Raw genomic sequence first — 14109 nt, 5'->3', positions numbered from 1 at the left:
GGTGAAGAATTTGATTTAAACATTAGAAATAGATAGTATTAGACATCTACTATTTAAATAATTATTGCATAAAAAAGGAGATCTTTATTATGGAAACAACCTTGTATATCAAAAATATGGTCTGTCCGCGTTGTAAAATGGCAGTAGATCAAGTGTTACGTGATATGCAACTTCATCCTAAATCAGTTGATTTAGGTGAAGTACACATCGAAGAGGAACTATCTGAAGAAACTCTCATCGATTTGCAAAAACGTTTGGAGAGTATTGGTTTTGAACTGCTAAATGATAAGAAAAAGCAGACTATTAATCATATTAAGTCAGCTATTATTCAATTAGTACATTATAAGTATAATAATTCCACATTAAATTTAAGTGACTTTGTAGCACGTGAATGTCATAGTGATTATAGTGCCCTTAGTAAATTATTTAGTGAAGTAGTAGGTATTACTATCGAGCGTTATTACATCGAGCAGAGAGTTGAACGTGTAAAGGAACTAATAAAATATGATGAACTTTCCCTCACAGAAATCGCTCTTCTGTTGAAATATTCTAGTGTAGCCTATCTGAGTACTCAGTTTAAAAGTGTGACAGGAATGACGCCTTCACAATTTAAAGCTTTGAAAGTGAATAAGCGTATAGATTTGGATAAAATAGGAGAATGAACAAAAAGCAGAATATGTTTTTTGTATTATCATATTGCAACTAAAAAAGCTGCCAGAACTATATTCTGGCAGCTTTTTGTTTATGGTTTATTCTCGCATTAAGATAATCCCTCTATGATACCATTAACTACATCAATTTTTTCAGCCTGTGGATGTTTTGGCAATCCTGGCATACGCATGATGGTACCAGCAATTGCTACAATCATTTCCGCACCTGCATTGATGACAAGATCTCTGATGGTTATACTGAAATTTTTAGGCATACCATATGCTTTGGCGTCTTCTGAGAAGGAGTATTGTGTCTTGGCAATACATACAGGGAACTTATCATATCCAAGAGCTTTAATACGTTCCAACTGGCGCTTGGCTGCAGGTTTCAGTATGATTCCGTCAGCACCATAAATCTTTTTGGCTACCTTGGTAATTTTATTTTCGATACTGTCTTCGTCACCATACATCAGAGCGAGAGGGGAAGAAGGAGCCTTCTCTATGGTATCAACTACCAATTGGGCTAGCTCTTCGGCACCCTTACCACCATCAGTAAAAGCCGTGTTAACAGCGCAGCCTACACCAATCTCGCGGCAGTGCTCACGAACCATTTCGATTTCTTCTTTTGTGTCAGATGCAAAATAGTTATAGCAGATTACTACATTTTGGCCAAACTTACGCATGTTCTCCACGTGCTTGTCCATGTTAGCAAATCCACGCTTTAGGCCTTCCATATTTGGCTCTTTGATATTTTTAATATCAACACCACCATGCATCTTTAGTGTTTGTGCAGAAACCACCATAACGGTAAGTTTTGGTTGAAGACGTGCTTTACGGCACTTAATGTCAAAGAACTTTTCTGCTCCCAAGTCAGCTCCGAATCCGGCTTCCGTGATACAATAATCGCCTAAGGTCATAGCTAATTTGGTAGCTAGTATAGAGTTACATCCATGAGCGATATTAGCAAATGGACCACCATGAATAAAAGCTGGCGTATTTTCAGTGGTTTGTACTAGATTAGGGTGAATGGCATCGTGCAGCAGAGCTACGATGGCACCACCTGCATTCATATCCTTAACAGTAAAAGGTTCTCCTTCGAGAGTGATTCCAAGAAGGATGTTGTCAATGCGTCTGCGAAGATCTTCCTCACTGGTAGCAAGACAGAAAATGGCCATAATCTCTGATGCTGGTGTAATATCGAAACCTGTTTTCTGGGTAATGCCATCTGTTGCACCACCAAGACCGGTAACAACACCTCTCAAGTTACGGTCATTAACATCAAGTACGCGTTTCCATAAAATTTCACGCATACCAAAACCTTCATCGCGATGCTGATAGATATAATTGTCGAGCAAGGCAGCAATCATATTGTTGGCCGATGTGATAGCGTGAAAGTCGCCTGTAAAGTGGAGATTGATTTTCTCCATAGGTAATACTTGAGCATATCCACCACCAGCTGCACCACCTTTCATTCCAAAGCAAGGACCAAGTGATGGTTCGCGAAGTGCTAAAATGGCCTTCTTACCGATGCGTTGCATACCAAGAGCCAAACCAACGCTTACCGTAGTTTTTCCTGCACCTGCCTTGGTTGGAGTCATTGCGGTTACTAAAATTAAGTTTGAGCGCTTAACCTTTTCCTCGTCGATAAGTGTGTAAGGTACTTTTGTGATGTACTTACCATAAGGCTCAAGATGTTCGGTTGGAATACCTAGTTGCTCTGCAATAGAAACAATAGGTTCCATGTGGGCTTCATGAGCAATTTCAAAATCTGTCTTCATTCAAAAACAAATAGTTATGTTGGTTTTTTATTCTTTTTTCATTTGCAAAGGTACGTATATTCTAAATAATATGAAAATAATTAGACTAGAATAGCTAAATAAAGTTGTGAAAAGAATCTCTTATGGATTCTGTATATGAATAAGAATGTGCATGAAAACTAATTTATTGGATTTTTATGGAAAAAAATAGTTATAATTCTCTACAAAATTAAAAAATATTAATAATAAATTCTAATAATTAATATTAAATGTTTAACAATTGCAAATTTTCGGAGGAATTATTGTAAATTAGCATTTTATTCTAAATATTAGAAAAATCATAGAACTTTTAATACATTTACAAAGAATTAAATGAAAAAACAAGCTTTAGCATTGGTGGCGTTGATGCTTGTAGAAGGTAGTGCCCTTCAGGCCTCTCCTCTATATAAAAACGTTTTAGCAAAAGACTCTATACAGGCAGAGCAGAAAGCCGATAAGTCTGAAAATAAAAAAGAAGCTAAAAAAGCTGACGCCAAGAAAACAGAGAAAAAGATTAGTGAGTATCAGAAACTTATCAAGAAGGGGGGAAGTAAGCAAGAAGGTCTGTTTACTGTTCGACATATTGAGAATAAATGGTATTACGAAATTCCAGATGAGAAGTTGGGTAAGTTACTTTTGGCCGTTACTCGTTTTACCGCTGTGCCAAGTGGTTTTCAGTATAATGTTGGTGAGGAGGTTAATGAGAATGTCATCTACTTTGAAAAGCGTGACGATAAGACCATTTGGCTTCGTTCTTATACCCACGATCGTATAGCTGATGCTCAAGATAAGATTTCTATGTCAGTAGAAAAAGCTACGATAGATCCTATTATAGCTAAATTTAATATTATTCAGGATGATAAGAAAGGTGCGAAGAAGCATGGTTATCTTATCGATGTCACAGCTTTTTATACTGAAGATAATCAAGTAACTTCATTTAGTGTAAACGATCGAAAGGTCATGAAATTAGGGGCTCAGAAAAAAGATATTACTTATATCGATACCCTCAAGTCTTTTCCTATTAATATAGAGGCAAGTACACTTCGTACTTATGCTTGTGAGCCGGGTAAGACAGCTGCTTCTAAGGTTGGTGCTATAACTTTGAGTCTGAATACCAGTATAGTAGAACTTCCTGAAAATCCGATGCAACCTCGTTTGGAGGATGAACGTGTAGGATATTTCGTTAAGAAGTTCACAAAGTTCTCAGATTATGATATGCTTAAGCATGATGCTATTGTAAGTCGCTATCGTTTGGAGCCTAAGGATGAGAAAGCATATCTTGCTGGTAAACTTGTAGAGCCAAAGAAGCAGATAGTATATTATATTGACCCTGCTACTCCAAAGAAATGGGTACCTTATCTTATGGCAGGTATCAATGATTGGAACAAAGCTTTTGAAGCGGCTGGTTTCAAGAATGCTATTGTTGCTAAAGAGTGGCCTAATGATAAGAATATGAGCGTGGATGATGCTCGCTACTGTGTGCTACGTTATTTGCCATCTGAGATTTCTAATGCTTATGGTCCTCGTATTGTAGACCCTCGTTCTGGTGAAATTATTGAAAGCCATATCTGTTGGTATCATAATGTAACCGACTTACTTCGTCGTTGGTATATGGTGCAATGTGGTCCGCTAGATAAACATGCTCAAACGATGGAATTTGACGAGGAACTTATGGGGCAGCTTATTCGTTTCGTATCTTCTCATGAGGTAGGTCATACTCTTGGTCTTCGTCATAATATGATAGCTTCAAGTGCTACTCCTGTTGAGAAACTTCGTGATAAGAAGTGGGTAGAAGAGCATGGTCACACATCAAGTATCATGGATTATGCTCGTTTTAACTATGTGGCTCAACCTGAAGATGGTATTAGCACCAAGGGACTTTTCCCACGTATCAATGATTACGATAAATGGGCTATTAAATGGGGCTATCAGTGGCGTCCTGAATATAAGGATTCATATAGCGAAAAAAAAGCTTTGCGTGCAGAAGTAACTAAGGTTCTTGCATCTAATCCTCGTTTACGTTATATGGGAGATGAAGGAAGAGGGGTGGATCCTCGCTCTCAGACAGAAGACCTAGGCGATAACTCAATGAAGGCTAGTGATTATGGTATCAGGAACTTGAAGCGTGTGATGGCTAATTTGGAAAAGTGGACTGCTCAGCCTGATGGTCAGACAGAATACTTGCAGGAGATGTACAACGCAGTGAAGAGTCAGTACTCTCGTTACACCATGCATGTTCAGAAAAATATCGCGGGTAAGTATGCTGCCAATTGGCCGGCAGAAAAGAATCTTGATTATGTATCTAAGGCTACTCAGAAAGAAGTTCTTAGCTGGTTGAAACGTAATGTACTCACAGTACCACACTGGTTGTATCCTGAACGTATTTTAGATAAGGTAAAACAGGAACCAACTGAAGATATTAACAACCGTAATAGTGCTTTGGTACGGTATCTAATACAGCCAAACTTGCTTAATAATCTGAAGAAAGAAGGCAAGTATCCTATTGATGAATGGCTCAACGATGTATTCAGTATTGTGTGGACACCTATGAGTGCTAAAAATGAATGGCAGAACAGCTTTACACGTTCTTATCAGCGAGCATATATTCGTAGTCTGAAGAATACTCTTATAGGTATAGATGATGCTAAAGCTGGTGTTCAGGCTGGAACCAAAGATTCTGATGTATATCTTTACATTTTGCAGCATGTAGATAAACTTGAAAACTACCTAAATAATCAAGCTAAAAATACGGCAGCAGGTTCTATTGCTCAGTTGCACTATCAGAATTTGCTTCTGCAGGTAAAACAGATGAAGGCTAGCTATAACAAGATTGATAAATAGTTGTAAGATTATAATATGATAAGGGATGTCTCCATGGTGAGATTTCCCTTATTTCTTTTTCTTTATAAAATCTTATAACATTCATCCATAATATTATAAGGTATACTTGTAAGAAATCTTGTATCTTTGCAGTAAAAATAACTTTTAAAAGTGATAAGATAATGATTAAGACATTTACTGTTAATGGTATGAAGTGTGTACATTGTAAGGCTAATGTTGAAAATGCTTTGAAAGGCCTTAATGGTGTAAGTAATGCTGTAGTAAGCTTAGAAAATAAAAATGTAGAGGTAGAGTATGATGAGAATATTATTATTAACGAAGCCTTGAAAGCGGCTGTAGATGCAGCTGGGCACTTCGAAATGATACTGTAACTCTTATATATAACAAAAGAAGGCATATTCGAGTATGGGATATGCCTTCTTTTGTTATATATAAGAGTTCTTTTTATTTTAAGGGGTAGGGTAGTCGTACTGTTTATAATATTGTGATTTTTGATCATGATACCAGACTCCCTCCACGTTTACCCCTATCGAGAAAGTCTTATTCTTATTAGTATAGCGAATGCCAGTACCAAGCACGTTGGCACCTGGTACTCCCATGCCATAACTCCATGGTGAGCTGAAGGCATAACCTATACCGTATACCGGGAATCCTCCCATGCCATAACCTGGATAAAATCCTAGTAAACCATAGGGACCATAATTACTATAATAATATTTGTTATAGTTATTGCTTACGCTCAGTTGTCCATATATGTAAGCCTCCCAATGATCATCAATTTTATAGCCTAACATTCCGTGTAAACCTACATCATAATAATTATCACTTCCCCAGTTTGTATGGTTCATGTATCCTCCAAAACTGGTCCATATTTTTCCATCACGTGTGATAGGAGCTACATAATTGAGATCTATATTTTGAGAGAATCCACCACTATGAGGTACGTTTTTGCCGAATGTGGCAAATGCAGAGGCTCCTAGTGAAACATTGAGACCTTGATGCAGCCCGTAACTATAATCTTCGATAATACTTGGTGGAGTGATAAGAGAGTCCAATGAAGTGAGGTGAGGCATACTGTTGCCTATTATTTTTGTTTGGTCGTCAATAGGTACGGGCACCGTATCCGCTACCATCTTGCGCCACATCTTTTTTTGAGTTTCCAAATCGATGTGCTGGGCATGGATATTTGACAACTCACTTATTAAAAGTAATATAGCGATAACAATCTTTTCCATATTATAAATTTCAAGTGTGATGCAAAGATAAAAATAAAAGCGAAATGCCATACTTTTATTCGCAAAAGTTAAACTTTTTATTTCAAAATTGTGTTAAGGAGTGCCAATCAAAGGTAATTCTTTAAAGCTATTGTATGTTTTTTCGAAGACTTTTAATTATCTTTGCCAAATAACTTAGTAAAAAATTGGAGAATATAATTAACTGTATATGAAAAAGAATATTTGTGCTATTATGGCTATTATGTTAATACTAGCTATACCTGTATCAGCTCAGAATGCTAATACCACCAAGAAGCAGTCGTTTATTGAAAGAGCTTCTAGTCTTTTCAAAAAAAATAAAAAGCGATTTAATAAGCAGGTAAAACAGATGAAGGATGATATTGGTTTAGATGGTAAAAGCTATAATCAAGATAAGGATATTAAGGTGAATGGTGAATATTATATGCCTATTTATGATGTCAACTTGTTTAAGGGAAGTGAAGCTCAAGAGATGCGCAATCTATGTGAGCAAGTTTTCCGTACTCGATATCCAGAAGCAGTACTGATGAGCAGTGCACTACCACAGACAGATTGGATTATAGATAATGTAAAGAAAGACGGTATAATTGTAGGATATCGTGAAACAATGTACTGTTATGTCCTAGGTCAGGATGGTGGTGATGGCTATATTAATATGAAATTTACATTTCAGCGCTACAAAGATGTAGGTAAAAGCTATACTAATGTAAAAGGTGTGTGGCCAATGCTCTCTAGAATCAATATCATCCCAAAGTCGGCTTTTGGTGAACTAAAGGACAATTAATACTGTTCAAACAGTTTCTCTTAAATGTATATCTGTATTCGTTTCTATAACCAGATTGGAAAATTTGAGAGAGCTGGAAAAAGCAAAACAGAAGATGAAATGCATAAAATTTTGTCATTTTAGAGATAGATAAAGAAAAATATAAGCAAAATCTAAATTTTTATTTCAATTTGTTTGCGAGAACAAAATAAAAGTTATACTTTTGCAATCGTAAATAATAATTAAAGAAATTAAGAACTATGGTTAAATCATACGCATCTTTTTATTACTTTTATTTTTACTTTGCAGGGAGTGGCAAAGCGGGAAGTTGCGTGTAAATTTCAACTTATGGTTTCATAAATAAGAAAATATACAAAACGGTCCCGCTTACAAGAGAGTGGGGCCGTTTTTGTTAATATGTTAATTGGTGAAAAGATAATGAAGAGAATCGCTATACAGGGAGAAATCGGATCGTTCCACGATATTGCGTCGCACGAGTACTTTAAGGGTGAACAGGTTCAACTGATTTGTTGTAACACCTTTGAAGATGTATTCGAGAGTATTAAGAAAGATCCTACAGTCGTCGGCCTTTGTGCCATAGAGAATACCATAGCGGGTTCTATCCTACACAACTATGATTTGCTCAGACAGAGTGGATGTATGGTCGTAGGGGAGCATAAATTACACATAGAACACTCTATCTGTTGTCTACCAGATGATGACTGGGATGATCTTAAAGAAGTTCATTCACATCCTGTGGCTTTAGCGCAATGTAGTAACTTTCTTAGCAAGCATCCTGGTTTGAAAGCTGTACAGGGAGAAGATACAGCAGGTAGTGCAGCATATATTTATAATCACCAAATGCATGGATGGGCAGCTATTTGCTCTCATTATGCTGCAGATCTATATGGCATGAAAGTGTTAGAGGATGATATACATGACAATAAACATAATTTTACAAGATTCCTCGTTGTATCATCAGTACAAAAAGCAGATTTTCTGCGTTCGCTTGAGACGGTGAACAAGGCTAGTCTTGTTTTTACTTTGCCTGATCAACCTGCATCGCTCAGCAAAGTTCTCACGATATTGAGTTTTTATGATATTAATCTTACCAAGATTCAAAGTCTGCCAATAATAGGGCATGAGTGGGAATATATGTTTTATGTTGATTTGTCGTTTGAAAATCTTACCAGATATCGGCAGAGCATAGATGCAATTACCCCCCTCGTAAGAGATATAAAAGTATTAGGAGAATATCAAGAAGCATAAAAAATACCATTATGAATATACAACCTGCTAATAGAGTAAACGAAATACAAGAATATTACTTCAGTAGAAAACTTAAAGAAGTAGCTCAACTGAATGCAAAAGGGGAGAACATTATCAGTCTGGCTATCGGTAGTCCGGATATGCCACCTTCACAACAGACTATAGATAAATTATGTGAAGTGGCTCAAGATAAGTCTGCCCATGGGTATCAGCCTACTGTGGGGATACCCGAATTGCGCCAAGCTATGGCAAATTTCTACAAGAAGTGGTATGATGTAGATCTCGATTGGCAGGGAGAAATTCAGCCGCTTATTGGTAGCAAAGAGGGTATACTGCATGTTACCTTGGCTTTTTGTAATCCTGGTGACGAAGTGTTGATACCAGATCCTGGTTATCCTACATATACTGCTGTAAACAAAATATTAGGTACGAAAATCGTGAACTATACTTTGCGCGAGGATAATGGATGGCAACCAGATTTTGATGAACTTGAAAAAATGGATCTGAGTAAAGTAAAACTGATGTGGACCAACTATCCGAATATGCCTACTGGTGGTGATGCACAGATGGAAACCTATGAAAAATTGGTAGCTTTTGCTCAAAAGCACAATATTGTAGTGGTAAACGATAATCCATACTCGCTTATATTAAATGAACATCCGATGAGTATATTACAGGTGCCTGGAGCTAAAGAGTGTTGTATCGAATTTAACTCAATGAGTAAAAGTCACAATATGCCAGGGTGGCGTGTTGCGATGATTTCGAGCAATAAGCTGTTTATCTCTTGGATACTTAAGGTAAAGAGTAATATTGACAATGGTAGTTTTAGAGGTATTCAGTTGGCTGCAGCAGAAGCTTTCAATACTAATGATGAAACATGGCATCGTGAATATAATATTAACAATTATCGTCGTCGTCGTGATATTGCAGAAAAAATCATGTTAACATTGGGATGTACCTTCGACCCTAAACAAGTAGGTATGTTCCTCTGGGGTAAAATACCAGAAAAATATGCAGATGTGGAAGAGCTTACTGAACGTGTGCTCCACGAAGCAAAAGTATTTATTACTCCTGGGTTCATTTTTGGTAACAACGGCAAACGGTATATACGAATCAGCCTTTGTGCCAAAGATGATAAAATGAGAGAGGCTCTAGAACGTATAAAACAAATAGAGTGGTAAAATAGATTAAAACGTGAATCAACAATACGAATAACAACAACTAAAAATACAAGATTATGGAACTGGAATTGGAACCATTAAATTTGCCTTCTGATAATGGAGGTCGTCCTATTGTTATCGCTGGCCCTTGTTCAGCAGAAACAGAAGAACAAGTAATGAATACAGCTAAGCAATTAGCAGCAAAAGGCTGTCATATGTTTCGTGCAGGAGTATGGAAACCACGTACAAAACCAGGTGGTTTTGAAGGTAATGGCGAGGCTGCTCTGCCATGGATGAAACGAGTAAAAGAGGAAACAGGTATGCTTACAGCAACAGAGGTGGCAACTCCTGAACATGTAGAACTAGCTCTTAAATATGATATCGATGTTCTTTGGGTTGGTGCACGTACAACAGCTAATCCATTTGCTATGCAGGCATTGGCAGATAGCTTGAAAGGTTTTGATGGTCCTATATTAGTAAAAAATCCTGTTAATCCTGATCTTGAACTTTGGATAGGTGCATTAGAGCGTATCAATCAGGCAGGTGTAAAGCGCCTAGGTGCAATACACCGTGGCTTCTCATCGTATGATAAGAAAATCTATCGTAATTTGCCTATGTGGCAGATTCCTATTGAGTTACATCGTCGCATACCAGAGCTTCCTATTATTTGTGACCCAAGTCATATCGGTGGTCGACGTGATCTAATTGCACCTCTTTGTCAGCAGGCTATGGATTTAGGCTTTGATGGCCTTATTGTGGAAAGTCACTGTAATCCAGATGAGGCTTGGAGTGATGCTAAGCAACAAGTATCTCCAGATATACTTGATTATATTCTGAGTCTTCTTGTTGTACGTGATGTTCATAATACTACAGAGGATATCCGACAGTTGAGAAGTCAGATAGATGATCTTGATAATAATTTGATGGATTTATTAGCTAAGCGATTCCGTGTATGTCGTGAGATCGGCACATTTAAGAAAGAGCACAATATGACAGTGCTTCAGACAGGCCGTTACAACGAAATTTTGGAGAAGCGTGGTGCTCAGGCAAGTCTTTGTGGCATGGATCCAGAGTTTGCAGCACATGTATTCGAACTTATCCATGAGGAGAGTGTTCGTCAACAGTTGCAGATTGTAAACGAATAAGCAAATGAAAATATTAATATTGGGAGCAGGTAAGATGGGGTCTTTCTTTATCGACCTGCTCAGTTTTGACCATGAAGTAGCTGTATACGAAAAAGATGCTAAGCGTCTGCGTTTTACCTATAACTGTTATCGCTTTCAGGCATTGGACGAGATTAAAGAGTTTAAACCAGAACTCGTTATCAATGCTGTTACAGTGAAATATACTCTTTCTGCTTTTAAAGAAGTATTACCTTATCTTCCAGACGATTGTATCATCAGTGATATTGCCTCTGTAAAGACAGGTCTTAAAGCCTTTTATGAGGAAAGTGGTCATCCTTATGTTTCTACTCACCCGATGTTTGGTCCTACCTTTGCTAATCTGAATCAGTTGAGTGAAGAAAATGCCATTATTATCAGTGAGGGCGACTATATGGGGCGTATCTTTTTTAAAGATCTGTACCAAAGACTTGATTTGAATATATATGAATATACTTTTAAGGAACATGATGAGACTGTGGCTTACTCACTGAGTATCCCATTTGTTAGTACCTTTGTCTTTGCTGCAGTGATGAAGCATCAAGATGCACCTGGTACAACCTTTAAGCGCCATATGCGTATCGCTAAAGGTGTTCTTAATGAAGATGACTTTCTTCTTCAGGAAATCTTGTTTAATCCATATACTAATGGACAGGTAGATCAGATACGTGAGGAATTATCAGAATTGAGTGATATTATCAAAAATAAAGATGCTAAACGTATGAAGCAATATCTGACTAAAATCAGAAACCATGTTAAAGAGGACATAGCCGATTAAGGTTATGTCTTTTTTATATATGACTTTTCTCTTCTTTATTTTGATAATTTTTACCTAAAAGCTATTAACAATGCCCAAATCATTTGTGAAAAGCAAAATAGTGTTATATCTTTGTCTAATAAAAAAGTACTAACACTGTTAAAATCAAAAGTAGTAGTGAGAAAACGTCACACCATTATTATAATACCAATCTTTAAAAGTATATTTATGGTACTTTTTATGCTGACAAGCATGGTTGTTAAAGCTCAGCAAGTAGATTCTATGGCACAAAAGCAAAAAGAGCGTATTTATTGTGTTATAAGTGCTGAAGGTAAAGTACCAATGAGAGATGTCGTAATCCATACCAATACTGAGCATTGGGCTATGACCGATTATACCGGACGCTTTATGATGAAATATGATTGGGATTCGGCGACTGTGTCTAAACCAGGATTCGTAGAATTCAAAATTTATGCTAAATCCATACAGGATACGATAGTTATGATTCCGAACGCTCGTCATATAAGTGAAGTCGAGGTGTGGGGAAAGGATATGCAACAGCAAAATCTTGATAGACTGAGTAAAAGTGCTCGTGATGCTGCTAAGGATGCGGCAAAACCTGGCGGAATACAAGTAGATATGCTTGGTTGGATGGATAGGCGAGGAAAACGGGATGCTAAACATCTAAAGAAGGCCGCAGAGGTGATAGATAGTCTGAACTCTAAGCAAGATATAGAGGAGGATCCGATAATTAGAGCATATATTAAGACGACTGGAAAAAAATATAAGGGGAAAGAAAATACTACAGAAGGTTCTAAATAAATAATTGGTGATTTTAAGGCTTTATAGGATTTGATTTTTTGGCAAAAATTAATATAAGAATACACGAGAGTTGTCTATCTAATTCTTTTTAGTTGAGTTTATAGGAATTTTTATATAGTTTGTATGTTTAAAAAAACTTAATTAGTTCTTAATATCACCTATTATTATTACTTTTGCACTTGAATTGGAGGGACCTTTTACAAAAATTAAATCTGATTTATAGATATTACTGTAGATTAATAAAAAAATATGTTTGAAAATCTTAGTGACAGACTTGAACGCAGCTTTAAGATTCTTAAAGGTGAGGGCAAGATTACCGAAATAAATGTAGCTGAAACAATGAAGGATATTCGTCGCGCTCTGCTTGATGCCGACGTGAACTTCAAAGTAGCAAAGGACTTTACTAATCGTGTAAAAGAGAAAGCTCTAGGCCAAAATGTTCTGACAGCTGTCAGTCCTGGTCAGATGTTGGTTAAGCTTGTACACGATGAATTGGCAGAGCTCATGGGTGGTGAGTCTGTACCTATGAAACTTGAAGGTCGTCCTGCTATTATTCTGATGAGTGGTTTGCAGGGAAGTGGTAAAACGACATTCAGTGGTAAATTGGCTAATCTGCTTAAGGCAAAGCAGCATAAGAATCCTTTGCTCGTTGCTTGTGACGTATATCGTCCTGCTGCTATTGATCAGTTGAAGGTTGTTGGTGAGTCTGTTGGTGTGCCTGTTTATTGTGAACCAGAGAATAAAGATGTTCTTTCTATTGCAGACCATGCTTTGCAGGAAGCTAAGGCTAAGAGTCACGATGTCGTTATCATTGATACTGCCGGTCGTTTGGCTATTGATGAACAGATGATGACAGAGATTTCTAATCTGAAAAATCATGTTCATCCAGATGAAACCCTTTTTGTTGTAGATTCAATGACTGGTCAGGACGCTGTCAATACTGCGAAAGAATTTAATGAGCGTCTTGATTTTGATGGTGTTGTACTGACTAAACTTGATGGTGATACCCGTGGTGGTGCAGCTTTATCTATTAGAACAGTCGTTGATAAGCCAATCAAATTTATTGGTACGGGTGAGAAGATGGAAGCACTTGATGTGTTCCATCCGTCACGTATGGCAGACCGTATCCTGGGTATGGGTGACGTAGTCTCTCTTGTAGAGCGTGCTCAGGAACAGTTTGATGAAGAAGAAGCAAAGAAATTACAGAAAAAGATTCAGAAGAATCAGTTTGATTTCAACGATTTCTTGAATCAGATAGAACAGATAAAGAAAATGGGTAACCTGAAAGATCTGGCAAGTATGATACCAGGTGTAGGTAAGGCTATTCGTGATGTGGAAATAGATGATAATGCATTCAAGGGTATTGAAGCTATTATCAAGAGTATGACCCCTGAAGAGCGTTCTCATCCAGAAATACTGAATTCAAGCCGTCGCAAACGTATTGCAAAGGGTTCTGGTACAGATATTCAAGAAGTAAACCGACTTATCAAGCAGTTTGATCAAACTCGCAAAATGATGAAGATGGTTACTGGTAACAAGATGGCTAGCATGATGGCACGTATGAAGGGAATGAATATTCCTGGTATGCCCAAATTTTAACCATTTGGTAAAAACAGACAAACGTACAAAACCAAAAAC

Annotated in this window: 12 protein-coding genes; 10 read left to right on the top strand and 2 right to left on the bottom strand. The window is 37.3% G+C overall.

The features are described 5' to 3' along the window. Nucleotides 1-89: 89 nt before the first annotated feature. On the top strand, nucleotides 90-662 hold the full coding sequence (locus tag L6471_RS10445; RefSeq protein ID WP_006283369.1) for a helix-turn-helix transcriptional regulator: 573 nt from the start codon (nucleotides 90-92) through the stop codon (nucleotides 660-662). A 98-nt stretch (nucleotides 663-760) separates the two neighbouring features. Here the strand turns inward: L6471_RS10445 and L6471_RS10440 are convergent, their stop codons facing one another. Next, on the bottom strand, nucleotides 761-2428 hold the full coding sequence (locus tag L6471_RS10440) for a formate--tetrahydrofolate ligase (RefSeq protein WP_237797294.1): 1668 nt from the start codon (nucleotides 2426-2428) through the stop codon (nucleotides 761-763). Nucleotides 2429-2779: 351 nt separating this feature from the next. On the opposite strand from L6471_RS10440, the gene L6471_RS10435 reads away from it, so the two are divergent. After that, nucleotides 2780-5287: a zinc-dependent metalloprotease gene (locus tag L6471_RS10435; RefSeq protein WP_237797293.1), complete on the top strand. Its 2508-nt coding sequence runs from the start codon at nucleotides 2780-2782 to the stop codon at nucleotides 5285-5287. Between the two features lie 161 nt (nucleotides 5288-5448). Next, nucleotides 5449-5658, top strand: a complete 210-nt coding sequence (locus L6471_RS10430; RefSeq protein WP_006283372.1) for a heavy-metal-associated domain-containing protein — start codon at nucleotides 5449-5451, stop codon at nucleotides 5656-5658. Between the two features lie 78 nt (nucleotides 5659-5736). Here L6471_RS10430 and L6471_RS10425 read toward each other — a convergent pair whose 3' ends face one another. Continuing rightward, a complete protein-coding gene (locus L6471_RS10425) occupies nucleotides 5737-6522 on the bottom strand; it encodes a hypothetical protein (protein WP_027452911.1) in 786 nt (261 codons plus the stop codon). 208 nt (nucleotides 6523-6730) lie between these two features. On the opposite strand from L6471_RS10425, the gene L6471_RS10420 reads away from it, so the two are divergent. From L6471_RS10420 to ffh, 7 genes are all read left to right on the top strand, one after another. Then, nucleotides 6731-7324: a hypothetical protein gene (locus L6471_RS10420; RefSeq protein ID WP_027452910.1), complete on the top strand. Its 594-nt coding sequence runs from the start codon at nucleotides 6731-6733 to the stop codon at nucleotides 7322-7324. A 417-nt stretch (nucleotides 7325-7741) separates the two neighbouring features. Then, entirely contained in the window at nucleotides 7742-8572 is an 831-nt protein-coding gene (locus L6471_RS10415; protein WP_027452909.1) for a prephenate dehydratase, read from the top strand. Between the two features lie 11 nt (nucleotides 8573-8583). Continuing rightward, nucleotides 8584-9753 (top strand): pyridoxal phosphate-dependent aminotransferase, encoded by a 1170-nt coding sequence (locus tag L6471_RS10410; RefSeq protein WP_006283375.1) that lies wholly within the window; start codon nucleotides 8584-8586, stop codon nucleotides 9751-9753. A gap of 56 nt (nucleotides 9754-9809) precedes the next feature. Then, complete coding sequence (locus L6471_RS10405) at nucleotides 9810-10877, top strand: bifunctional 3-deoxy-7-phosphoheptulonate synthase/chorismate mutase type II (RefSeq protein ID WP_006283376.1); 1068 nt, start codon at nucleotides 9810-9812, stop codon at nucleotides 10875-10877. A gap of 4 nt (nucleotides 10878-10881) precedes the next feature. Further along, complete coding sequence (locus L6471_RS10400; protein ID WP_006283377.1) at nucleotides 10882-11670, top strand: prephenate dehydrogenase; 789 nt, start codon at nucleotides 10882-10884, stop codon at nucleotides 11668-11670. 207 nt (nucleotides 11671-11877) lie between these two features. Beyond that, nucleotides 11878-12471 (top strand): hypothetical protein, encoded by a 594-nt coding sequence (locus L6471_RS10395; RefSeq protein WP_006283378.1) that lies wholly within the window; start codon nucleotides 11878-11880, stop codon nucleotides 12469-12471. Between the two features lie 249 nt (nucleotides 12472-12720). Further along, complete coding sequence (gene ffh, locus L6471_RS10390; RefSeq protein ID WP_006283379.1) at nucleotides 12721-14070, top strand: signal recognition particle protein; 1350 nt, start codon at nucleotides 12721-12723, stop codon at nucleotides 14068-14070. The last annotated feature ends 39 nt before the right edge of the window (nucleotides 14071-14109 follow it).

Source organism: Segatella bryantii (assembly GCF_022024215.1).
Taxonomy (GTDB): Bacteria; Bacteroidota; Bacteroidia; order Bacteroidales; family Bacteroidaceae; genus Prevotella; species Prevotella bryantii.
This window is presented reverse-complemented; position numbering and strand designations above follow the sequence as displayed.

What these genes read in the sequence shown, in the direction of transcription:
- L6471_RS10435 (WP_237797293.1), top strand. Translation starts at nt 2,780, where the DNA reads ATGAAAAAACAAGCTTTAGCATTGGTGGCGTTGATGCTTGTAGAAGGT.
- L6471_RS10415 (WP_027452909.1), top strand. Translation starts at nt 7,742, where the DNA reads ATGAAGAGAATCGCTATACAGGGAGAAATCGGATCGTTCCACGATATT.
- L6471_RS10410 (WP_006283375.1), top strand. Translation starts at nt 8,584, where the DNA reads ATGAATATACAACCTGCTAATAGAGTAAACGAAATACAAGAATATTAC.
- L6471_RS10445 (WP_006283369.1), top strand. Translation starts at nt 90, where the DNA reads ATGGAAACAACCTTGTATATCAAAAATATGGTCTGTCCGCGTTGTAAA.
- ffh (WP_006283379.1), top strand. Translation starts at nt 12,721, where the DNA reads ATGTTTGAAAATCTTAGTGACAGACTTGAACGCAGCTTTAAGATTCTT.
- L6471_RS10400 (WP_006283377.1), top strand. Translation starts at nt 10,882, where the DNA reads ATGAAAATATTAATATTGGGAGCAGGTAAGATGGGGTCTTTCTTTATC.
- L6471_RS10395 (WP_006283378.1), top strand. Translation starts at nt 11,878, where the DNA reads ATGGTACTTTTTATGCTGACAAGCATGGTTGTTAAAGCTCAGCAAGTA.
- L6471_RS10430 (WP_006283372.1), top strand. Translation starts at nt 5,449, where the DNA reads ATGATTAAGACATTTACTGTTAATGGTATGAAGTGTGTACATTGTAAG.
- L6471_RS10420 (WP_027452910.1), top strand. Translation starts at nt 6,731, where the DNA reads ATGAAAAAGAATATTTGTGCTATTATGGCTATTATGTTAATACTAGCT.
- L6471_RS10425 (WP_027452911.1), bottom strand. Translation starts at nt 6,522, where the DNA reads ATGGAAAAGATTGTTATCGCTATATTACTTTTAATAAGTGAGTTGTCA.
- L6471_RS10440 (WP_237797294.1), bottom strand. Translation starts at nt 2,428, where the DNA reads ATGAAGACAGATTTTGAAATTGCTCATGAAGCCCACATGGAACCTATT.
- L6471_RS10405 (WP_006283376.1), top strand. Translation starts at nt 9,810, where the DNA reads ATGGAACTGGAATTGGAACCATTAAATTTGCCTTCTGATAATGGAGGT.